Genomic DNA, 21,321 nt, shown 5'->3' on the forward strand with positions numbered 1-21,321 from the left:
GACGGGTTCAGAGATGGAGCCGGCGGGAGAGGTCGGAGGTGAACACCTGGCGCGGGTCCAGTTCCGCGCGCAGCGCGCGGAAGTCGGCCAGGCGGGGGTACATGGCGGCGAGGAGCTCCGGGCGCAGCCGGGAGTCCTTGGCGAGGTAGACGCGGCCGTCGGCGGCGGCCACCTCCTCGTCGAGTTCGTCGAGGAAGCCGCCGAGGCCGGGCAGCGCCGCCGGGATGTCCAGGGCCAGGGTCCAGCCCGGCACGGGGAAGGACAGCCAGCCCGGGTCGGCCTCGCCGAAGCGTTTGAGGACGGCGAGGAAGGACGGGCAGCGCCGTGCGGAGATCCGGCGCACGATCCGGCGCAGGGCGTCCTGGCGGCCGTGCCCGACGACGAACTGGTACTGCACGAAGCCGCTCCGGCCGTAGACCCGGTTCCAGTGCGGCACGCCGTCCAGGGGGTGGAAGAACGCGGGGATCCGCTGGAGCTGCCCGGTGCGCGCGCGGGGCGCCTTGCGGTACCAGAGCTCGTTGAACAGCCCCACGGTGGTGCGGCTGAGCAGGCCCTCGGGGACGTAGGAGGGGGGCGCCGGGAGGCGGGCGGTGCGGAAGGCGAGCGGGTCCCTGCGCGCGCGTGCGCCGTGCGGCAGCGCGTCCAGGGGCGCGTGGTCGCCGCGGGTGAGCACCGCGCGCCCGGTGGCCCGGCCCCGGGCCAGCAGATCGATCCAGGCGACGGAGTAGCGGTAGCGGTGGTCGGTGTCGGCCAGACGGGCCATCAGGTCGTCGAGGTCGTCCGCCCGTTCGGTGTCGACCGACATCAGCGAGGTCTCGACCGGCTGGAGCCGGATCGTCGCGGTGAGGATCACCCCGGTCAGGCCCATACCGCCCGCGGTCGCCTCGAACAGTGGCATGCCCGGTACGACGGTGCGGACCTCGCCGTCGGCGGTGAGCAGTTCCAGGGACAGCACATGGCGGGAGAAGGATCCGGACACATGGTGGTTCTTGCCGTGGATGTCGGCGCCGATCGCACCGCCGACGGTCACATAGCGGGTGCCCGGCGTCACCGGCACGAACCAGCCGAGCGGCAGCAGCACCTCCATCAGCCGGTGCAGGGAGACGCCCGCGTCGCACAGCACGGTGCCGCCGTCGGCGTCGATCGCGTGGACACGGTCCAGTGCCGTCATGTCGAGCACCGCGCCGCCCGCGTTCTGCGCCGCGTCCCCGTACGCCCGTCCCAGGCCCCGCGCGATGCCCCCACGGGCCCCGCAGCCCCGGACGGCCAGGGCGGCCTCCTCGTACGTCCGCGGGCGGATCAGCCGGGCGGCGGTGGGAGCGGTGCGGCCCCATCCCGTGACGGAAACGGTGTCGGCAGGCATGACGGTGACCGTATCGCCCCTGTGTGACTCATTGGTTTCGAAACGTCATTCCCGTCCCTGGAACGGGTGATTAATGGGATGTCGCTCCATAAGGGCAGAATTCTGGCCCGCCAAGGGTGAACAGTGGGTCCACATGGACGATCACCACGACCTCCCGCACCCCCGCGGACTGCACGGCCTGGACCACCGGATCGTCGTCGCGCTCAGAGCGTGCGGCACGGACCCACGGGTGGCCGGTGCCGCGCGCGCCCTGTCCTGGGCGGGGGAGCACGCGGCGCTGTGGCTCGCGGCGGGTCTCGCCGGAGCCGTCGTGGACCGCCCGCGGCGGGCCGCCTGGCTGCGCGGCACGGCCCTCACCGCGGGCGCCCACGCCGTCAGCATGGGAGTGAAACGTGTCGTGCGCCGGCCCCGTCCCGCGCATGTCGAACCCCTGGTCGGCACGGTCGGCCGGCACTCCTTCCCCAGCTCGCACGCCACCTCCGCCGCGGCCGCCGCCGTCGCCTTCGGCGCGCTGGGCGCCCGCGCGGTGCCGCCGCTGGCCGCCGCCGTGTGCGTCTCCCGCCTGGTGGCCGGCGTCCACTACCCCTCGGACGTGGCGGCCGGCGCCGCCCTCGGCGCCCTCACGGCCCGGCTCGGCGTCCGCTGGATGACGGGAGGCCCCGCGTGACCCTCCTGCGCGAGCGTTCCGAACGACGGCAGGACGCACCGTCCGACAAGGGCGGCCTCCTCAGCGGCCTGCTCAGAACCGCACGCCCCAAGCAGTGGGTCAAGAACGTCCTGGTGATCGCCGCCCCGGCCGCCGCCGGCGAACTGTTCTCCGCCGGAGCGCCGGCCCGGCTCGCCCTGGTCTTCGTCCTGTTCACCGCCTGCGCCGCCGCCGTCTACCTCGTCAACGACGCGCGCGACGCCGAGGCCGACCGCGCCCACCCCACCAAATGCCGCCGTCCGGTCGCCGCGGGCCAGGTCCCCGTACCGGTCGCCTACGCCGCCGGAATCGTCCTCGGCGTCCTCGCGCCGGTCGTCGCGGCCCGGTTGTGCCCGCCGGAGGTCGCCGCGCTGCTGACCGCGTACCTCTTCATGCAACTGGCGTACTGCGTCAGTCTCAAGCACGTCCTCGTCGTCGATCTCGTCGTCGTCACCACCGGTTTCGTGATGCGCGCGGTGATCGGCGGGCTCGCCCTCGGCATCCCGCTGTCGCGCTGGTTCCTGATCACCACCGGGTTCGGCGCGCTGTTCATGGTCGCGGCCAAGCGCTACTCCGAGGCCGTGCACCTGGCCGGGAAGGAGGGCGCCACGCGCGCGCTGCTCACCGAGTACACCACCGGCTACCTCCGCTTCGTCTGGCAGCTCGCCGCCGGCGTCGCCGTCCTCGGCTACTGCCTGTGGGCCCTGGAGGAGGGCGGGGCGCCGCACACCGGCCTGCTGCCCTGGCGGGAGCTGTCCGTGGTCGCCTTCGTCCTCGCCGTCCTCCGGTACGCCGTCTTCGCCGACCGGGGGACCGCCGGCGAACCCGAGGACGTGGTGCTGGGCGACCGTGCCCTCGCCCTCATCGGCGTGGTGTGGATGGCGATGTACGCCGCGGCGGTGGCGGACTGGTGAGAATCCGCGGGCCGGTGAGAGTCCGCGGACCGGTGAGGGACCGTCTGCTCCGGCACCGGCGGGAGCTTGTCGGTTTCGCCACCGCGGGTCTGCTCGCCTACGCCGTCGACCTCGCCCTCTTCGTCTGCCTGCGCGGCCCCGCCGGACTCGACCCGCTCACCGCCAAGGCGCTCTCCTTCGTCGCGGGCTGCACCGTCGCCTACGCCGGCAACGCGCACGGCACCTATCGCGGCACACGGGTGCGCGGCGCGCGCCCCTACGCGATGTTCTTCGCGGTCAACCTCGCCGGCGCCGCCGTCCAGCTGCTGTGCCTGGCCGTCAGCCACTACGGGCTCGGCCTCACCTCGGGGCGCGCGGACATCGTGTCCGGCGCGGTCATCGGTATGGCGCTGGCCACCGGTGTCCGGTTCTGGGGCACCAGGACATTGGTCTTCCGCGATGCGGGCAGAGTCGGCTCATGGACTGGCTGAAAAAGCTCCCGGGTGTCGGGCCGTGGATGACGCGACTGATGCTCACCCACGCGTGGCGGTCGTACGAGCGGCTGGACCGCGTGCGCTGGACACGGCTGGCCGCGGAGATGACGTTCCGCAGCTTCGTCGCCCTGTTCCCGCTGCTCACCGTGGCCGCCGCGATCGGTGCCGCCACGCTCGGCCAGGACCAGCAGGACGCCCTTCAGGACAAGATCACCGATCAGGTGCCCGGCATCTCCGACCAGATCGGCGACCTGGTGCAGAACGCCGGCACCGTCGGCCTCATCGCCGGCGCCGTCCTGCTGTTCACCGGCATCAGCTGGGCCGGCGCCATGCGGGACTGCCTGCGCGCGGTGTGGGAACTGCCCGACGAGGAGGAGAACCCGCTCCTGCGCAAGGGCAAGGACGCGGGCATCCTCGTCGGGCTCGGCGGCGCGCTCCTGATCACCCTCGCCGCCTCCGCCGTCGCCTCCGCGCTGGTCGGCCGGATCAGTGACGCCATCGGACTGGAGAAGGGCGGCTGGGGAGGCATCGTGCTGCACCTGGCGGCGTTCGCCGTCGCCGTGGGCGCCGACTTCCTGCTCCTGCTCTACGTCCTCACCCTGCTCCCCGGCGTCGAACCCGCCCGGCGTCGGCTGATCGTCGCCGCGCTCACCGGCGCGGTCGGCATCGAACTGCTGAAGCTGCTGCTCAGCGGCTATCTGCAGGGAGTGGCCGCGAGGAGCATGTACGGCGCGTTCGGCGTCCCCGTGGCCCTGCTGCTGTGGATCAACTTCACCACGAAACTGGTCCTGTTCTGCGCCGCCTGGACGGCGACGCCGAGCAAGGGGGACGAGACCGCCGAGGTCATGGACGTGAGCGGCGGCGCACCAGGTCAGGCAGCGGCCAGCGCCGGTTGACCAGGAACGCGCCGCCCGCGAGCAGCACCAGCACCCCGCCGACGATGCCCAGCGCGATCCCGGCGCCGTCGGTTCCGCCGCCCGCCGGGGCACTGGCGACCGGCTTCGATCCGGCCCCGGCCCCGGCACCCCCGGCCTCACCGGGAGAGGCCGAGGGGCCCGGCCGGGCGGTGGCCACGGCGGCGCTCTTCGGCGGCACCAGTTCGCCCACCGGCTCGACCTTGCCGGCCGCCCTGAAGCCCCAGTCGAAGAGCCGCGCGGTCTCCTTGTAGACCGCGTTGGACTCGTTCTTCTGCGGGTTCATCACGGTCACCAGCAGCACCTTGCCGCCGCGCTCGGCGACACCGGTGAAGGTGGCGCCGGCGTTGGTGGTGTTGCCGTTCTTCACACCCGCTATGCCCTGGTAGACGGGCACGTCGAAGTCGCCGCTCAGCAACCGGTTGGTGTTCTGGATCTCGAAGGACCCGCGGACCTTCTTGCCCTTCTTGTTCTTCTTCGTCTCGCCCGGGAACTTCGCCCGCACCGTCGCGGCGTACTCCCGGAAGTCCTTCTTCTGCAGCCCCGAGCGGGCGATCAGCGTCAGGTCGTACGCGGACGACACCTGCCGCTCGGCGTCGTAGCCGTCCGGGCTGACCACGTACGTGTCGAGGGCCTGGAGGTCATCGGCGTGCTCGTTCATCTCCGCAACGGTGTTCTTGACTCCGCCGTTCATCGCCGACAGTACGTGCACCGCGTCGTTGCCGGAGCGAAGGAAGACACCCAGCCACAGGTCGTGGACCGTGTAGGTCTCCTCCTCCTTGATCCCGACCATGCTGGAGCCGGACCCGATGCCGGCCAGGTCGGAGACCTCCACCTTGTGCTCGGTCGTCCCGGGCCACTTCGGCAGCAGGGTGTCGGCGAACAGCATCTTCAGCGTGCTCGCGGGAGCCAGCCGCCAGTGCGCGTTGTGCGCGGCGAGCACCTCACCGGACTCGGCGTCGGCGACGATCCAGGACCGGGCCGACAGGTCCTTCGGCAGTACGGGCACGCCGCTCGCGAGATTGACCTGCGTGCCGGGCTGCCCGAGCCGGGCGCCGCCCACCGTCGACATGGACGCGGGGGGAGTGGCCGACGGTGTGGTCGACGGCTTGGGGGCCGCCAGGGCGGCGGGCGCGGTCAGCGTGGTGGACAGCAGGACCGTGGCAGCGGCCAACAGCCATGGCCGGACGGTGTTCTTGGGTGCGGGCACGGTCGGAAACGTACATGCCACATCTGAGGATGTCCCACCCCGGTCCCCACCCCGGGCAAGGAACCGGACAGTGGCCGGTGATACTGGACGCAAGCCGTGCCCCTCAGGGGGACACTCCCTGGACCCCGGGCCGACCGCGGGAGCACGGCGCCGCGATGAAAGGTCTGTCCCGGTGAAACTCAGCCGCCCCGTCTCCTGGTTCCTGCTCGCCTTCGGGGTGTGGAGCTGGGTCATTTGGGTCACTTTCGTCAGGAACCTGGTCAAGGACGCCAGTGGTCTGGCGTTCGAGGACGGGAATCCCACGGCGTACTTCTTCGTTCATCTGACGCTCGCCGTTGTCTCCTTTGTCTTGGGGACGGTCATCGGGGGCATCGGGTTGCGCGGGCTGCGCGCACTGAGCCGGACGTCACCGACGACGTCGTAACGGAAAGCAGGGAATTCCGCACCGTGGTCATCGTCTTCGTGCTCGTCGCGCTGCTGGTTCTGGCCGTTCTGGTTGCGGGCAACTGGTATGTCTGGCGGCGTCTGTTCCGGGACACCACGCGAGGCCCGGGCGCGGTGCGCCGCGCGGGTGCGGTGGTGATCGTCGGGGGCTGGGCGCTGACCGTCGGCGCGATGGTCTCGGAGGGCGCCGGGGCTCCCTTCCGGCTCCAGCAGGTGCTGGCCTGGCCGGGGTTCCTGTGGATGGCGCTGTCCCTGTATCTGCTGCTCGCGGTGCTCGCGGGCGAGTTGGTGCGGCCGGTGCTGCGCAGGGTGCTGGAGCGGCGGGACCGGGCGGGGGAGGGATCTGCCGTCCCGGAGGACGCGGCGGCCGACGCGCCGGCGGGGGCGGCGGGCGCGGAGGCTGAGGCGCCGGCCGGGCCGGCGGGCGCGGAGGTCGAGGCGCCGGCCGAGGTACCGGTGAAGCCGGAGGCGATACCGGCGGGACGGGGTGCGGCTGCCTGGGCCGGCGCGGAGGGTGCGGCTGCCCGGGCCGGCGCGGAGGGTGCGGCTGCCCGGGCCGGCGCGGAGGGTGCGGGATCCTCCGGGGGCGGTTCCGCCTCCGGCCGCGCGACCGAGGCGTCGGCGGAGCCGGAGGCACCCGTGGTGCCCGCCGGTCCGTCGCGGCGTCTCTTCGTCTCCCGCGTCGTCGGCGGGGCCGCCGCCGCGGCGGCCGTGGGGACGGTGGGATACGGCACGTACGGGGTGCTGCGTGGGCCGGGGGTGAGGCGGGTCACCGTGCCGCTGGCCAAGCTGCCCCGGGCGGCGCACGGTTTCCGTATCGCGGTGGTGACCGACGTGCACCTCGGGCCGGTGCTCGGGCGGGGGTTCGCGCAGAAGGTCGTCGACACGGTCAACTCGACCCAGCCGGATCTGATCGCGGTCGTCGGGGACCTGGTGGACGGCAGTGTGAAGGATCTCGGTCCGGCCGCGGCGCCGCTGGCGCAGCTGCGGGCCCGCCACGGGGCGTTCTTCGTCACCGGCAACCACGAGTACTTCTCCGGTGCCGCGCAGTGGGTCGAGGAGGTGCGGCGGCTCGGGCTCAACCCGCTGGAGAACGCCCGGACGGAGTTGCCGCACTTCGATCTGGCCGGAGTCAATGACGTGGCCGGGGAGCGGGAGGGAGAGGGGCCCGACTACGCGAAGGCGCTGGGGGACCGGGATCGGGAGCGGGCGTGTGTGCTGCTGGCGCATCAGCCGGTGCAGATTCACGATGCCGTGGACCACGGGGTGGATCTGCAGCTGTCCGGACACACGCATGGGGGGCAGCTGTGGCCCGGGAGTCTTGTCGCGGGTGCGGTGAATCCGACGCTGGAGGGGCTGGAGCGGTACGGGGACACGCAGTTGTACGTCAGCCGGGGGGCGGGGGCGTGGGGGCCGCCTACCCGGGTGGGCGCGCCGTCGGATGTCACGGTGATCGAGTTGGCTTCGCGGGGGGCGTGAGGGGGCCTGCCGGCGGGGGTGTGGGCGGGGGTGACGTGGGCCGGGGTGCGGGGTCGGGCGGGGGTGGTGCGGGCCGGGGGTGGGTTTGCTCACCCGCGCTTGCGGGGTGCCGCCGCGCCCACCCGTGCCGCCCCAGCGGCACGACTGCCCGCGGCTCAGGGGGTGTGGTTGTCCGTGGCTCAGGGGGCACGAGTGCCTGCGGCTCAGGGGGTGTGGTTGTCCGTGGCTCAGGGGGCACGAGTGCCTGCGGCTCAGGGGGTGTGGCTGCCCGTGGCTCAGGGGGCGTGGGTGGCCGTGGGTGGGGTTGTTGGGGGCGGGGTTTTGGGGCGGGGGGTGCGGTGGGGCAGGGTCACTGTGGCGGTCAGGCCCTCGCCGGGGGTGGTGGTCACCGAGACCTCACCGCCGTGCGCCCTGACGGCCCCCTGCACGATCGCCATCCCCAGACCGCTCCCCGCTCCCCCGCCCGCCCGGAAGAAGCGGTCGAAGACCCGTGCCGCGTCCTCGGGAGCGAGCCCCGGCCCCTCGTCCGCCACGGACAGCCGCACGACACCGTCGTCCCCGCGGACCACGCCCAGCCGCACCGGAACATCCGCCGCCGTGTGCGTGCGTACGTTGCCCAGCAGGTTGCCGATCACCTGCCGCAGTCCGGCCTCGTCCGCGTGCACCAGCACCGAACCGTCGGCGTCCACGGTCACCGGCCGCCCCGGCTGCTGCACCCGCAGATCATCCGCCGCGTCCCGCAGCAACCGGCACACGTCCACGTTCCGCAGCCGCAGTTCGGGGCGCTGGTCGAGCCGGGCCAGGACCAGCAGCTCGTCGACGAGCCGTCCCATCCGGTCGGACTCCGCCATCATCCGGTCCCAGGCCCGCTTGCGCTCCGTGGGCTCCCGCAGCATTCCCCTTTCGTACAGCTGGAGGTAGCCGCGTATCGCGGCCAGCGGTGTGCGCAGCTCGTGCGAGGCGTCGGCGACGAACCGCCGCAGCTGGGCGGCGCTGCGCTCGCGCGTGCGGTACGCCGACTCCACCTGCTGGAGCATCGAGTTGAGCGCCAGCCGCAGTTGCTCCACCTCGAGGATGGGATCCCGGCTGGAGGGCACCCGCCGGGTCAGATCACCCTCCGCGATCGCCGAGGACGTCTCCACCATGTCCTCCAGCGGCCGCATCCGGCGTCCCACGCTGAACAGGGTCAGACAGGCCAGCAGCAACAGCAGCAGGGTGCCGATCGCCAGATTGAGCTTGACCACCTTGCCGATGGCACTGTGCACCGACTCGGTGGAGGCGGCGATGATGATCTGCGTGCCGTCCGCGAGCCGGGTGGCGGTGGCACGGTAGGCGGATCCGCCCACGGTGACGTCGCGCGGCTCCGGGTCCCGGGCCAGCGCGCGGGCGTCGCCCACCGCGGCCGCCAGGGCACGCTGGGGGTCGGTGGGGGCGAAGCCGAGGAGCCCGACGGGCTCGCCCCGGGCGTCCACGGCGGCGAAGAGCGTGTCCCGGTCGTCCGCCGGTCTCCCGTCGGGCTCCACCCGGTCGCGGAAGAAGCTCAGCGCGCTCAGCGAGTCGATCTGCCGGAGCGTCAGTTCCGTACCACCCAGGGAGTCCCGGCTCCCGGACAGCCCCGAGTCGATCTGGTCCAGCAGGTAGTACCGCATGCCCAGTACGCTCACCACGGTCGCCGCGACGATGCCGAGAGCGAGCAGCACCACGTTGGCCAGAGCCAGTTGGCCACGCAGCGAATGAATTCCCCGCCCACGCCCACAGCGGGGTCGTCGGATCGGCGGCCTCACGTCAGCCCGTATCCGACCCCGCGCCGGGTGGTGATCACCGGCGGGCCGAGCGTGTCGAGCTTGCGCCGCAGATAGCTGATGTAGGTCTCGACGACGGTCGATTCGGCGGGTGCGTGCTCGTACTGCCAGACGTGGCGCAGTAGTTGCTCCTTGGGCACGATCCGGCCGGCGTTGCGCACCAGGAAGCGCAGCAGGGCGTATTCGGTGGGGGTGAGTTCGACCGAACGGCCCGCGCGGCGCACCGAGTACGTCGTCTCGTCCAGCTCCAGGTCGCCGTGGCGCAGCGGCGCCCGCTGCGGGAGCACGTCGGCGGGGCGGGTGCGGCGCAGGACGGCGGTGATCCGGGCCACGACCTCGTCGATGTTGAAGGGTTTGGTGATGTAGTCGTCGCCGAAGCCGAGCGCGCCGACCACCTCGGCGGGCGCGTCCCGCGCGGTGAGGAAGACCAGCGCCAGTTCGGGCCGCCGCGACCGCAGTTCACGCCCCAGGGCGCGGCCGTCGCCGTCGGGCAGCATGACGTCGAGCAGGGCGCAGTCGGGGCGGGTGTGCTCGGTCAGGGCGAGGGCCTCGCGGACCGTGCCCGCGGTCATGACCTCGAAACGGTGGTAGCGCAGGGCGATGGCGAGGACGTCGGCGATGCTCTCCTCGTCCTCCACGACCAGCACGTTGCCGGGAGCTGTCGTCATGCCCCCCAGTATCGGCGCGGACGGTGCCGGCCGTACGGGTTGTCGCCTTGGAGTTCCTTGAGAGTCCCGCGCGAGCCGTGTCGCCGCGCGGGCGTCGCGGTCGATTCTGCTGACAGGACCTGGGGGACCGACCGTTTCGACGAAGGAGTGAAGACGTGGCGGCATTGGCACGTTGGTGCTATCGGCATCGGGTGGTGGTCCTGTTGCTGTGGGTGGGGGCGCTGTTCGGACTGGGGGTGTCGGCGAGCGGCGCGGGCACGAACTACGCGGAGGTCTTCTCGCTTCCGGACACCGACTCCAAGCGGGCGTACGACCTGATGGAGCGGGCGTTCCCGGAGCGCGCGGGCGACACCGACACGGTGGTGTGGAAGGTCGACGAGGGTTCCGTGCGGGACGACTCCGTACGGTCCCGGATCGAGCCGGCGCTGCGGGAGATCGGACGGATGGAGGGGGTCGGTGACGTCACCGGCCCGTACGGCGCCGACGGGGCGGCGCAGATCAGTGAGGACGGGCGGATCGCCTACGCCCAGGTGACGTTCGCCGAGCAGGCGGACGCGGTGCCGAAGGAACTCGTCCAGGACGTCGTCGACACGGCGCGGGACGCCGGGGGTGACGGGTTCCAGGTGGAGCTGGGCGGCCAGGCCATCACGCGCGTACAGGAACCGCCGACGGGCACGGCCGAACTGGTCGGTATCCTCGCGGCCGCCGTCGTGCTGTTCGTGGCCTTCGGTTCCCTCTTCGCGATGCTGCTGCCGCTCGTGATCGCCGTCTTCGGCGTCGGCACCGGCATGTTCGGCACCCAGTTGCTCAGCCATGTCACCAACGTCCCCGAACTCGCCACGCTGCTGTCGACGTTGATCGGTCTCGGCGTCGGCATCGACTACGCCCTGTTCATCGTCACCCGGCACCGTCGCGGCATCCTGCGCGGCGCCGACCCCGAGGAGGCGGCGGTCACCGCCCTCAACACCTCGGGCCGGGCGGTGCTGTTCGCGGGCGGCACCGTGTGCATCGCGCTCGCCGGGATGCTGGTGACGAACCTGCGCTTCCTGGACGGCGTGGTCATCGGCACCTCGCTGACCGTCGTCATGAGCGTGCTCGCCTCCGTGACCCTGCTGCCCGCGCTGCTCGGGCTGCTCGGCCACCGGGTGCTCAGCCGCCGCCAGCGCCGCCGGCTCGCGGCCGAGGGACCGGAGAAGGAGGCGGTGAGCGGTCTCGCCGCCCGCTGGTCCGCCGGTGTCGAGCGGCGGCCGCGTTCCGTGGCCGTGCTGGCCGTCGTGCTGATGGCGGCGCTCGCCATTCCGCTGCTGTCGCTGCGGCTGGGCACCGTGGACCAGGGCAACGACGACGCCTCCATGACCACCAGGCAGGCCTACGACCTGCTCGCCGAGGGCTTCGGGCCCGGCTTCAACGGGCCGCTCCAGGTGGTCGTGGACGGCGAGGCGTCCGACGGTCTGGTGACGGCGGTGAAGGAGACCGAGGGAGTAGCGCAGGTCGCCGTCGTGCCACCCGCGAACGGCGTGAGCGTCATCCAGGTCATTCCCGACACCTCACCGCAGGACGTGGAGACGGACCGGCTCATCGACACCCTGCGCGAGGAGGTCATCCCGGACGCGGGTGTCCGGGCCCATGTCGGAGGCGTGACCGCGGTGTCGAAGGACTTCGCGTCGGTGACGGGGGACCGGCTGCCGCTGTTCATCGCCACGATCATCGGCCTCGGCTTCCTGCTCCTGCTGCTGGCGTTCCGTTCCCTGGTGGTGCCGCTGACGGCCGCGGTGATGAACCTGCTCGCTGCGGCGGCCTCCTTCGGCGTCCTCGTGGCGGTCTTCCAGTGGGGCATCGGCCTGGATGCGCTGGGTCTCGGCCAGGAGGGCCCCATCGCGTCCTTCCTGCCGATCATCATGCTGTCGCTGCTGTTCGGCCTCTCCATGGACTACCAGGTGTTCCTGGTGAGCCGGATGCACGAGGAGTGGGTGCACACACAGGACAACGCCCGCGCGGTGCGCGTCGGCCTGGCGGAGACCAGCCGGGTCATCAACTCCGCGGCCCTGATCATGGTCTGTGTCTTCCTCGCCTTCGTGCTGAGCGGCGACTACGGAGCGGCCATGGCGGGTGTGGGCCTGGCCGCCGCGGTCGCGCTGGACGCGTTCATCCTGCGCACGGCGCTGGTCCCGGCCGTGATGCATCTGCTCGGCCGGTCCAACTGGTGGCTGCCGGCGGGCCTGGACAAGCGGCTGCCGCACATGGCGGTCGAACCCAGGCAGGACATCCCGGAGCCGGGCGCCGGGACACCCCCGGCGATCCCCGCCCAGCGCGGGGGCCCCTCCTCGGTCGTCCACGGTTACGTCCGTACGGCCGACGGTGAACCCGTCGAGGGCGCGGCCGTCACCCTGATGACCCCGGGGGGCCGTCAGCTGGACGGGGTCGTCTCCCTCGCCGACGGCGCGTACATCGTCTCCGTACCGGCCCCGGGCACGTATCTGCTCGCGGCCACGGCGGCCTCGCACGGCTCCCGCGCGGCCCATGTGACCGTGGCGGACGGGCCGCTGACGCACGACGTGGAACTCGCGCCCGACGGAGTGGACGCCGTCAACTGAGGGTGCCGGGGCGCTCGTCGTCGACGGGCGCCCCCTTCCCCTCGGTCGCCGTCCTCTTCCCGGTTGCCGTCTTCTTCGCGGGGTCGGGAAGCGCCTTGGTCATCCCGGGCAGGAACTCCGTGAACAGTTCGTGCACGTCCCGGACCAGCGGCCGCAGCACCCGGAAGCGGGACAGGGCGACACCCCGCGCGGTGAGCCGGGCGCCCCGCTCGGCGAGCCGGTAACTGCGCTCCCGGCCCTCGGTGCGGTCGAAGATCCAGTACAGGCACAGTCCCATCTGCGATAGCCACATCAGCTCGGGCAGGATGTCGCGCAGTTCCGCCGGCACCTTGGTCCTCGTCCCGGCCAGCACCGCCCGGTGCACGCTGATCGCCTCCACGCGCGCGTGCTCGGACTCCGGGGAGAAGGGGCTGAGCGGGCTGTCCGGGTCCGCGGCGTTCTTGAAGAACTGCACCGCGAACTCGTGGTACGGCGTGGCGATGTCCAGCCACGCCTTCAGCACGCCCGCGAGCCGTGCCTCCAACTCGGTCTCCCGGGCCAGCACCTCCCGGGCCGCCACCTGGTGCTCGGCGGCGATCCGGTCGTAGAAGCCCTGGATCAGGTGTTCCTTGCCCTCGAAGTAGTAGTAGGCGTTGCCGACGGAGACGCCGGCCTCCTTGGAGATGGCCCGCATGGTCGTCCTGTCGTAGCCGCGCTCCTGGAACAGCCGCATGGCCGTCTGGAAGATCAGGGCGCGGGTCTGCTCGGACTTGCTGGGTGCGGCGCCGTCGCCGGGACCGTCGTTCTTCGCGGGCACGGGAAGAGAGCCTAACGTCCGGGGCGGACGCCCTGCGGAGCGGTGCGGGTCCCGGGGTCGCGGCCGGGCGGGGCGTACCTGGGCTACGACGACGTCGTAGCCGTCCGCGATCGCCGCACGCGCGATCCGACCGCCGACCCGGCCGCGGGGATTCGACGCCGGCGAAGCGCTCGGGCGCGCCATGCCGGTCTCCTGGGAGCACGGCTACGAAGAGAGGAGCTGTTCCGCACGAGGGCCCCGTCTCCAGCGGAAACGGGGCCCTCACGGACGTACGGCGATGAACCTCAGTAGCGGCGCGTGATCAGCGCGCGCTTCACTTCCGCGATCACCTTCGTGACCTCGATGCCGCGCGGGCAGGCGTCCGTGCAGTTGAAGGTCGTGCGGCAGCGCCAGACGCCGTCGCGGTCGTTGAGGATCTCCAGGCGCTGCTCGCCGGCCTCGTCACGCGAGTCGAAGATGAAGCGGTGCGCGTTGACGATGGCCGCCGGGCCGAAGTACTGCCCGTCGTTCCAGAACACCGGGCACGAGGACGTGCACGCGGCACACAGGATGCACTTGGTCGTTTCGTCGAAGCGCTCGCGGTCCTCGGTGGACTGGAGCCGCTCACGCGTCGGCTCGTTGGTGTCCTTCGTGATCAGGAAGGGCATCACGTCCCGGTACGCCTGGAAGAACGGCTCCATGTCCACGACCAGGTCCTTGAGGACCGTGAGGCCCTTTATGGCCTCGATCGTGATCGGCTTCTCCGGGTTGATGTCCTTGATCAGCGTCTTGCAGGCCAGGCGGTTCTTGCCGTTGATCCGCATGGCGTCGGAGCCGCAGATGCCGTGGGCGCAGGAGCGGCGGAAGGTCAGCGTGCCGTCCTGGTCCCACTTGATCTTGTGCAGCGCGTCGAGGACACGCTCCTTGGGGTCGATCTCCAGCTGGAAGTCTTCCCAGACCGCCTCGGCCGCGACCTCCGGGTTGAACCGGCGGATCCGGAGCGTGACGGTGATGTAGGGGGAGTCGGCGAAGCCGGCCCGGGGGGAACCGGCCGCGTCCGACGTGTCGAGAGCAGGGGTAGCCATCAGTACTTACGCTCCATCGGCTGGTAGCGGGTCTGGACGACCGGCTTGTAGTCCAGACGGACGGACTCGGAGCCGTCGGCGCCGACCTCGCGGTACGCCATCGTGTGACGCATGAAGTTGATGTCGTCGCGGTTGGGGTGGTCCTCGCGGTAGTGACCGCCGCGGGACTCCTTGCGGGCCAGTGCCGAGACGGCCATGACCTCGGCCAGGTCGAGCAGGTTGCCCAGCTCGACGGCCTCCAGCAGGTCGGTGTTGAACCGCTTGCCCTTGTCCTGGATGGCGACGTTCCGGTAGCGCGCGCGCAGCTCGGCGATCTTCTCGACCGCCGTCTTGATCGTCTGCTCGGTGCGGAACACCATGACATTGGCGTCCATGGTCTCCTGCAGCTCGCGGCGGAGGTCGGCCACCCGCTCGTTGCCGGTGGAGGAACGCAGCCGCTCGATCTGCTCGACGACGAGGGACTCCGGGTTCTCCGGCAGCTCGACGAAGTCGGTGGTCTGCGCGTACTCCGCCGCGGCGATGCCCGCCCGCTTGCCGAACACGTTGATGTCAAGGAGCGAGTTGGTGCCCAGGCGGTTGGCGCCGTGCACCGACACGCAGGCGACCTCGCCGGCCGCGTACAGACCGGGCACGACGGTGGTGTTGTCCGCCAGCACCTCACCCTGGACGTTGGTCGGGATGCCGCCCATCGCGTAGTGGGCGGTGGGCTGGATCGGGATCGGGTCCGTGTAGGGCTCGATGCCGAGGTAGGTCCGCGCGAACTCCGTGATGTCGGGCAGCTTGGCGTCCAGCTGCTCCGGCGGGAGGTGCGTGAGGTCCAGGTAGACGTGATCGCCCTCGGGACCGCAGCCACGGCCCTCGCGGATCTCCGTGTAGATGGAGCGCGAGACGACGTCACGCGAGGCGAGGTCCTTCATGACCGGCGCGTACTTCTCCATGAAGCGCTCGCCGTCCTTGTTGCGCAGGATGCCGCCCTCACCGCGGGCGCCCTCCGTCAGCAGGATGCCCATGCGCCAGATGCCGGTCGGGTGGAACTGGAAGAACTCCATGTCCTCCAGCGGCAGCCCGCGCCGGTACACGGCGGCCTGGCCGTCACCGGTCAGCGTGTGCGCGTTCGACGTCACCTTGAAGAACTTGCCGGTGCCGCCGGAGGCGTAGATCACGGACTTCGCCCGGAAGACGTGGATCTCGCCGGTGGCCAGCTCGTACGCCACGACACCGGCCGACTTCCTGACGCCGCCGACCTCGGTGATCAGCTGGTCCAGGACGTAGAACTCGTTGTAGAACTCCACGCCCTCCTTCACGCAGTTCTGGTACAGCGTCTGGAGGATCATGTGACCGGTGCGGTCGGCCGCGTAGCAGGAGCGGCGGACCGGGGCCTCGCCGTGGTTGCGGCTGTGACCGCCGAAGCGGCGCTGGTCGATGGTGCCGTTCGGCGTCCGGTTGAACGGCAGGCCCATCTTCTCCAGGTCGAGGACGGAGTCGATGGCCTCCTTCGCCAGGATCTCGGCGGCGTCCTGGTCGACCAGGTAGTCACCGCCCTTGACCGTGTCGAAGGTGTGCCACTCCCAGTTGTCCTCCTCCACGTTGGCCAGCGCGGCGGCCATACCGCCCTGCGCGGCGCCCGTGTGGGAGCGGGTGGGGTAGAGCTTCGTCAGGACGGCGGTGCGGCTGCGCTTCGTCGACTCGATGGCCGCGCGCATGCCCGCGCCGCCGGCGCCGACGATGACGGTGTCGTACTTGTGGATCTTCATATCTCTCGCAGCCCCGTGCCTAGCGGATGTTCGGGTCGAAGGTGAAGATCACCAGCGTGCCCAGCAGGATGGTGAACACCGTGGCGGTGTAGAGCAGGCCCTTGAGCCACAGCCGGGTGTTCGGCCGCTCCGCGTAGTCGTTGATGACCGTACGCAGGCCGTTGGCGCCGTGCAGCATCGCCAGCCACAGCATCAGCAGGTCCCAGACCTGCCAGAACGGCGAGGCCCAGCGGCCGGCCACGAAGGCGAAGCCGATCTTGGAGACGCCGCCGTCCAGCACCAGCTGGATCAGCAGGTGGCCGATGACGAGGACCACCAGGACGATGCCGGACAGGCGCATGAACAGCCAGGCGGCCAGCTCGAAGTTGCCCCGGGTGCTCTTCGGGGTCTTCTTCGTCCGCTTGCGCGGCGGCTCGATGACCGGCGCCGGGTTGTCGACGGAGTAGAGGGAGGCGCCCTCGACGGGGCCGATGCCCGAGGCGCTGGTTTCAGTCGTGGACATGCGCGTCAGCTCCCGAACAGTTCACGAGCGGCGTGGCCGAGGACGGGGTAGATCGCCCCGAGCATCAGCACGACCCAGATGGCGACGACGGTCCAGAGCATCTGCTTCTGGTAGCGGGCGCCCTTGACCCAGAAGTCGACGGCGATGACACGCAGGCCGTTGAGCGCGTGGAAGAGGATGGCGGCGACGAGGCCGTACTCCAGCAGCGCGACGATCGGCGTCTTGTACGAGGCCACGACCTCGTCGTAGGCCTCGGGGGACACCCGTACGAGAGCGGTGTCCAGCACGTGAACGAACAGGAAGAAGAAGATGAGGACGCCGGTGACTCGATGAGCCACCCAGGACCACATTCCTTCCCGGCCGCGGTACAGCGTTCCAGCCGGCACGGAAATTTCCTCCGGGAGCGGGGATCGGGGCCGCGCCGGCTTTCCTTGTCGGTCGGGCCCGGCCGGGTACGGTCCACCGGCCCCCAGCATGGTAGCGACGGTTGCCTGCGGCGCTTACGGGGGGCCTGCCGGTGTGATCAAACTTGCACTCGAAGGGGTGCGGGGCGGTTCCCGGCGGCTACCGGATCGGGGGGTATGCGGTCAATTGCCGGGTGCGGCGCCGCGGGGGTCGTACGCGCAGTTCCCCGTGCCCCCGAGGAGGCGCTCCAGACGCCCTCTCGCCAGGTGCCGGAGCTGCTCGGCGGCCACGACCTGCTCGTCCTCGGGATCGTTCGCCAATCGTGACCGGATGTCCGTCAGGACCCGGTCCAGGGCGTCCTCCTCGGGGACGCCGTCCAGGCAGATGACGAACACATGTCCGAACTTGGCTTCATAGGCGGCGTGGGCCGCGTTCAGGGCGGTGTGGGCGGCCGAGTAGGTGTCCTCGGGGAGTGCGGGGAGCGATTCCGCCGCCAGGGCCTCCGCGAGTTCCTTGGCGGAGAGGTCGTACGCCGCCTCGTCCGCGGCCGCCAGGAGGGACGCCGGGTCGGGGTAGGGGCGGTGGCCGGCGACGCGCAGGGCCCAGCGGAGACTGTGCAGGCAGGCCAGAAGGGCGCGCTCGGCGTCCTGGGCGGGGGCGGTGTTGAACCGCTCCAGGGGGGACGCGGGCTCGGGCGCGCCGCGGGACTGCGCGGGTATGGCGACTCGGCCGGGGGACTCTGGGAGACGGTGCACAGGCAGCGGGGATCCTCGTGGGCGTCGCGTGCGTGTCGGTGGAAGATGCTGTGAGAGTTGTGCCGTCACGTTATCGAGTGCGTCCGAGACGTGTCGGATCGGTACCCCGAATTCACTCGGACGGAAGAGTTTGAGATCGGCTCGTGGACGCCCCTCACCCGAATGGGTCGTACGTTGGCGGAGTGAGTCGGCACAGGCAGCAGAGGCAGTCCAAGCAGCCCAGACAGTCCAAGCAGCCCAGGCAGTCCAGGCAGCACAGGCGTCATTCGGCGGCGGGGGCGGTGAGGGAGCGCCGGGTGCTGGTCGCGGCCGTCGCGGCGGGTGTGCTGGTGGCGGCGTCCGGTGTCGGCGTCGGACTGTGGGCGACGTCGGGCGACGACGACTCGTCCGCGGACTCCACGTCGGCGGCCTCCACCCGGAGCCCGAGTCCGGTCCCCACCCGTTCCTACCCCCTGTCGAAGGCGCCGCGCACCATACCCGCCGTCCGCGAGCACACGGCGGAACGCGGCCCGGGCTGGCGTCCGGCACGCGGGCACCGGGTGGTCGTGGACGACCCGGCGCTGGCCGACGAGGGCCGGCTGGTCGCCGGCGAGCTGGGGCTGACGTACGCGGGCGAGCAGGACGACGAGCGGGACGGTGACCTGCGGCTGGAGCTGAACCGCGACGCCGGCGCGAACCCGGAGTCGTACACGATGACCGTGCGGGGCGGACGGGTGACCGTGGCGGCCCCCGCGGAGGCGGGCGTGTTCTACGGCACCCGCACCCTCAAGCAGGAGATCAAGGGGGCCGGCAGCGCCCCCGAGGGCGTGGTGCGCGACGCGCCGGCCAAGCAGCGGCGCGGACTGATGCTGGACATCGCGCGCAAGCACTACAGCGCCGACTGGATCGAGGACCGGATACGGGAACTCGGCGATCTGAAGTACAACGAGTTCGGCCTGCACTTCTCCGACGACCAGGGCTTCCGCATCGAGTCCGACTCGCATCCGGAGATCGTGTCCGAGCGGCACCTGACCAAGGAGCAGGTCAAGAGGATCGTCGACCTCGCGGCGAGCCGGCACATCACCGTCGTCCCCGAGATCGACTCGCCCGGACACCTCGGCGCGGTCCTCGCCGCCCACCCCGACCTCCAGCTGCGCGACGCGGGCGGCGGTACCGTGCGCGGCGCGATCGACATCTCCAAGCCCGCCTCCGCCCAGATCGTCGACGATCTGCTGAACGAGTACGCGGGACTCTTCCCCGGCGGGCAGTGGCACCTGGGCGCCGACGAGTACCAGGCGCTGGTGGTGTCCGACCCCGAGGCGTCGTTCCCGGGCCTGGCCGCCGCCGCGCGGAGGAAGCACGGCGCCGGCGCGACCGTCGAGGACCTGACGACCGGCTGGCTGAACGACCGGGCGGACACGGTGCGGGCCCACGACCGCACGCCCCGCGCCTGGAACGACGGCTTCTTCCGGGGCGGTTCGGTCCGGGCCGCGGAGGACATCCAGGTCGCCTACTGGACCGGCAAGGAGATCGGCGCCCGGGAGCCGGCCGTGTATCTGGACGAGGGCCGCGAGGTCGTCAACTACAACGACGAGTTCCTCTACTACGTCCTCGGCGAGCCGCAGACCTTCGTCTACCCGACGGGGGAGCGGATCTACGAGCAGTGGACGCCGCGGGTGCTGCGCGGCACCACCGCCGTGCCGGAGCGGTACGACGACCAGATCCTCGGCGGGTCCTTCGCCGTCTGGGGCGATCTGCCCCGCTCCCAGACCCAGGAACAGATCGCGGCCGGTATCCGCATGCCCCTGAGGGCGACCGTGCAGAAGCTGTGGGACCCGGGCACACCGGAACTGTCCTGGGCGGAGTTCCGGAACCTGGCTGCTGAACTGGGCTGACGCGCCCGGCCGGATACGGCGGATTGCCGGATATGCCTGCGAACCCGCGTGCGACTGTGGTGATGTTTGGTTGATCCGAACCGACGCACCGGGGGGAACGCCAGCGTATGGGCTACTGGGGGTATTTCGTGGTGGGCCGTGGGGAGCGGCCACTCGCCGAACTGGAGGCGCTGGCCGGTGCGGCCGGTGGCATGACCCTGCGCACCTCGGCACCGGACGGCTGGCAGGTGTGGGAGTACCCGGGCGGCGGGGGCGACGTGGGGAACATGAACGACCTCGCCCGGGAGACCGGAGCGCCCGCGCTGTTCGGATACGTCATGGACAGCGACTGTGTGGTGATCGAGGCGGCGTCACCGGAGAGCGGGGCGTGGACCACCTGCCTGGCACGGGCCGCGATGGCCGGTCACCTCGACGGGCAGCAGCAGGGGCTCACGGTCGACGACTACTTCCTGGAGCCCGCCGACGCCGCCGAGCGTGCCGTCTTCTGGGCCGAGGAGGCGGGGCACTCCGTGTCCGCCGAGGACCTGGCCGAGGTACTGGCCGCCGACCCCGGACCCATGGCCGAAAACCTCTTCTTCCGTCTCCTCGACCGCCTCGGCGTGGTGTCCGAGTGACACTCCGGGCCCGTCGCACGCAGTAAGGGGAAATGCGGGTTCCGTAGGGATGAGACCCGCACAGGGCCTCATCGGGGGCCTGTGACGACCCGCAAGGGGAGGCGTGGATGAGCCTGGTGGAACTGATCGCACAGGCCGACGAGCGTGGGCTGGCCGTGAGCGGGCTGGCTTGTTTGGATCGGTGCGTGCCCTTGCTGGGCGGCGACGACGAGGTGCTGCGGCCGCTCTGGGGGAGCCTCGCGGAGGGCGCGGCCCCCGGCGACTGGGCCGAACGACTGGAACAGGCGCGCGGCAGACTGGACACGGCGACCGGCGCGGAGGAGCCGGAGGAGTCCGTGGCGCTCGCGCAGCGGATGCTCGCCGCCGCGCCGGCGGAGCGGTCCGCCGCCGGCCTCGCGGCGTGGGCCGACTCCTGCTCCCTCGCCGCGCTGCGGATCCACGCGCTGCTGGACGGCCCCGCCGCCGGTGACGACGCCCTGGTCGACCTGTGCCGTAAGGGGCCCGCGGAGGGCCTGTCCCCGCTCCTCGCTGCCGAACTGCGCCGTCAGATCACCGTCCTGGATGTCCTGGCCGATGGCCCGGCAGGACTGCTCGGCGCGCTGGAGGTGTCGACGGAGGGACGGCGGGTACTCCGCGCCGCGGTGTCCCGCCGCAACCGCAGGGACGGCTGAGGCGCTGGGGCGCCTGTCGGCCGTCCGGGAGGGCTTGGTCCCGCGGGCCGTCCCGCGGGCGCCGGCTCCGGGGGTGGTCCCGTGTCCGTCGGCGTGTCGCCAGGACGCAGGGACGGCTGAGGCGCCTGTCGGTCGTCCGGGAGGGCATGGTCCCGCGGGCTGTCCCGCGGCCGCCGGCTTTGGGGTGGTCCCGTGTCCGTCGGCGTGTCGCCAGGACGCAGGGACGGCTGGGGCGCTTGTCGGTCGTCCGGGAGGGCTTGGTCCCGCGGGCCGTCCCGCGGGCGCCGGCTCCGGGGGTGGTCCCGTGTCCGTCGGCGTGTCGCCAGGACGCAGGGACGGC

20 protein-coding genes are annotated in these 21,321 nt (G+C 71.6%); 10 read left to right on the top strand and 10 right to left on the bottom strand.

Going from position 1 to position 21,321, the window contains the following annotated elements; genetic code table 11:
* Positions 1-7 precede the first annotated feature (7 nt).
* Positions 8-1,363, bottom strand: coding sequence for an FAD-binding protein (locus ACIF9R_RS07515; RefSeq protein WP_399975606.1), 1,356 nt, complete (start codon positions 1,361-1,363; stop codon positions 8-10).
* Positions 1,364-1,496: 133 nt separating this feature from the next.
* Between ACIF9R_RS07515 and ACIF9R_RS07520 the strand changes: the two genes are divergently transcribed.
* The 4 genes from ACIF9R_RS07520 to ACIF9R_RS07535 are packed head-to-tail and all read left to right on the top strand — an operon-like array spanning position 1,497 to position 4,331.
* Positions 1,497-2,030, top strand: coding sequence for a phosphatase PAP2 family protein (locus ACIF9R_RS07520; RefSeq protein ID WP_399975608.1), 534 nt, complete (start codon positions 1,497-1,499; stop codon positions 2,028-2,030).
* The gene (locus ACIF9R_RS07525; protein WP_399975611.1) at positions 2,027-2,962 is read left to right on the top strand and encodes a decaprenyl-phosphate phosphoribosyltransferase; all 936 of its coding nucleotides are present in this window, start codon (positions 2,027-2,029) and stop codon (positions 2,960-2,962) included. The genes ACIF9R_RS07520 and ACIF9R_RS07525 overlap by 4 nt, the downstream gene beginning before the upstream one ends.
* A gap of 32 nt (positions 2,963-2,994) precedes the next feature.
* On the top strand, positions 2,995-3,432 hold the full coding sequence (locus ACIF9R_RS07530; protein ID WP_399975613.1) for a GtrA family protein: 438 nt from the start codon (positions 2,995-2,997) through the stop codon (positions 3,430-3,432).
* Positions 3,420-4,331 carry a YihY/virulence factor BrkB family protein gene (locus ACIF9R_RS07535; protein WP_399975616.1) on the top strand — a complete coding sequence of 304 codons (912 nt, stop codon included), beginning with the start codon at positions 3,420-3,422 and terminating at the stop codon, positions 4,329-4,331. Before ACIF9R_RS07530 ends, ACIF9R_RS07535 begins: the two co-directional genes overlap by 13 nt.
* On the opposite strand, the gene ACIF9R_RS07540 is transcribed toward ACIF9R_RS07535, so the two are convergent.
* Positions 4,279-5,559 (bottom strand): D-alanyl-D-alanine carboxypeptidase family protein, encoded by a 1,281-nt coding sequence (locus tag ACIF9R_RS07540; protein WP_399975619.1) that lies wholly within the window; start codon positions 5,557-5,559, stop codon positions 4,279-4,281. The genes ACIF9R_RS07535 and ACIF9R_RS07540 overlap by 53 nt on opposite strands.
* A gap of 172 nt (positions 5,560-5,731) precedes the next feature.
* Between ACIF9R_RS07540 and ACIF9R_RS07545 the strand changes: the two genes are divergently transcribed.
* On the top strand, positions 5,732-5,983 hold the full coding sequence (locus ACIF9R_RS07545) for an SCO4848 family membrane protein (protein ID WP_399975622.1): 252 nt from the start codon (positions 5,732-5,734) through the stop codon (positions 5,981-5,983).
* 23 nt (positions 5,984-6,006) lie between these two features.
* Positions 6,007-7,482 carry a metallophosphoesterase gene (locus tag ACIF9R_RS07550; RefSeq protein WP_399975625.1) on the top strand — a complete coding sequence of 492 codons (1,476 nt, stop codon included), beginning with the start codon at positions 6,007-6,009 and terminating at the stop codon, positions 7,480-7,482.
* A 275-nt stretch (positions 7,483-7,757) separates the two neighbouring features.
* Here the strand turns inward: ACIF9R_RS07550 and ACIF9R_RS07555 are convergent, their stop codons facing one another.
* Both ACIF9R_RS07555 and ACIF9R_RS07560 read right to left on the bottom strand, forming a co-directional pair.
* Positions 7,758-9,185: a sensor histidine kinase gene (locus ACIF9R_RS07555; protein ID WP_399975627.1), complete on the bottom strand. Its 1,428-nt coding sequence runs from the start codon at positions 9,183-9,185 to the stop codon at positions 7,758-7,760.
* Positions 9,186-9,262: 77 nt separating this feature from the next.
* Positions 9,263-9,952, bottom strand: a complete 690-nt coding sequence (locus tag ACIF9R_RS07560) for a response regulator transcription factor (protein ID WP_399975630.1) — start codon at positions 9,950-9,952, stop codon at positions 9,263-9,265.
* 164 nt (positions 9,953-10,116) lie between these two features.
* Here ACIF9R_RS07560 and ACIF9R_RS07565 point away from each other — a divergent pair, with 164 nt between their 5' ends.
* The gene (locus tag ACIF9R_RS07565; protein WP_399975751.1) at positions 10,117-12,546 is read left to right on the top strand and encodes an MMPL family transporter; all 2,430 of its coding nucleotides are present in this window, start codon (positions 10,117-10,119) and stop codon (positions 12,544-12,546) included.
* Here the strand turns inward: ACIF9R_RS07565 and ACIF9R_RS07570 are convergent.
* The 6 genes from ACIF9R_RS07570 to ACIF9R_RS07595 form a co-directional block, all read right to left on the bottom strand.
* On the bottom strand, positions 12,539-13,342 hold the full coding sequence (locus ACIF9R_RS07570) for a TetR/AcrR family transcriptional regulator (protein WP_399975632.1): 804 nt from the start codon (positions 13,340-13,342) through the stop codon (positions 12,539-12,541). The genes ACIF9R_RS07565 and ACIF9R_RS07570 overlap by 8 nt on opposite strands.
* A 284-nt stretch (positions 13,343-13,626) precedes the next feature.
* On the bottom strand, positions 13,627-14,406 hold the full coding sequence (locus ACIF9R_RS07575) for a succinate dehydrogenase iron-sulfur subunit (protein WP_399975635.1): 780 nt from the start codon (positions 14,404-14,406) through the stop codon (positions 13,627-13,629).
* Positions 14,406-16,160 (bottom strand): succinate dehydrogenase flavoprotein subunit, encoded by a 1,755-nt coding sequence (gene sdhA / locus ACIF9R_RS07580; protein ID WP_399975637.1) that lies wholly within the window; start codon positions 16,158-16,160, stop codon positions 14,406-14,408. The genes ACIF9R_RS07575 and sdhA overlap by 1 nt, the downstream gene beginning before the upstream one ends.
* Before the next feature lie 19 nt (positions 16,161-16,179).
* A complete protein-coding gene (locus ACIF9R_RS07585; RefSeq protein WP_399975639.1) occupies positions 16,180-16,662 on the bottom strand; it encodes a succinate dehydrogenase hydrophobic membrane anchor subunit in 483 nt (160 codons plus the stop codon).
* A 5-nt stretch (positions 16,663-16,667) separates the two neighbouring features.
* Positions 16,668-17,048, bottom strand: a complete 381-nt coding sequence (gene sdhC, locus ACIF9R_RS07590) for a succinate dehydrogenase, cytochrome b556 subunit (protein WP_399975641.1) — start codon at positions 17,046-17,048, stop codon at positions 16,668-16,670.
* Positions 17,049-17,249: 201 nt separating this feature from the next.
* Positions 17,250-17,828, bottom strand: coding sequence for a 2-oxo-4-hydroxy-4-carboxy-5-ureidoimidazoline decarboxylase (locus ACIF9R_RS07595; RefSeq protein WP_399975753.1), 579 nt, complete (start codon positions 17,826-17,828; stop codon positions 17,250-17,252).
* Between the two features lie 293 nt (positions 17,829-18,121).
* On the opposite strand from ACIF9R_RS07595, the gene ACIF9R_RS07600 reads away from it, so the two are divergent.
* The 3 genes from ACIF9R_RS07600 to ACIF9R_RS07610 all read left to right on the top strand — a co-directional run bounded on the left by ACIF9R_RS07600 (position 18,122) and on the right by ACIF9R_RS07610 (position 20,981).
* Complete coding sequence (locus ACIF9R_RS07600) at positions 18,122-19,696, top strand: glycoside hydrolase family 20 protein (protein WP_399975756.1); 1,575 nt, start codon at positions 18,122-18,124, stop codon at positions 19,694-19,696.
* 107 nt (positions 19,697-19,803) lie between these two features.
* Positions 19,804-20,310, top strand: coding sequence for a hypothetical protein (locus tag ACIF9R_RS07605; RefSeq protein ID WP_399975643.1), 507 nt, complete (start codon positions 19,804-19,806; stop codon positions 20,308-20,310).
* Between the two features lie 107 nt (positions 20,311-20,417).
* Positions 20,418-20,981 carry a hypothetical protein gene (locus ACIF9R_RS07610; protein ID WP_399975646.1) on the top strand — a complete coding sequence of 188 codons (564 nt, stop codon included), beginning with the start codon at positions 20,418-20,420 and terminating at the stop codon, positions 20,979-20,981.
* Positions 20,982-21,321 lie beyond the last annotated feature (340 nt).

Origin of the sequence: Streptomyces sp. NPDC086080 (assembly GCF_044540255.1) — a bacterium.
Taxonomy (GTDB): Bacteria; Actinomycetota; Actinomycetes; order Streptomycetales; family Streptomycetaceae; genus Streptomyces.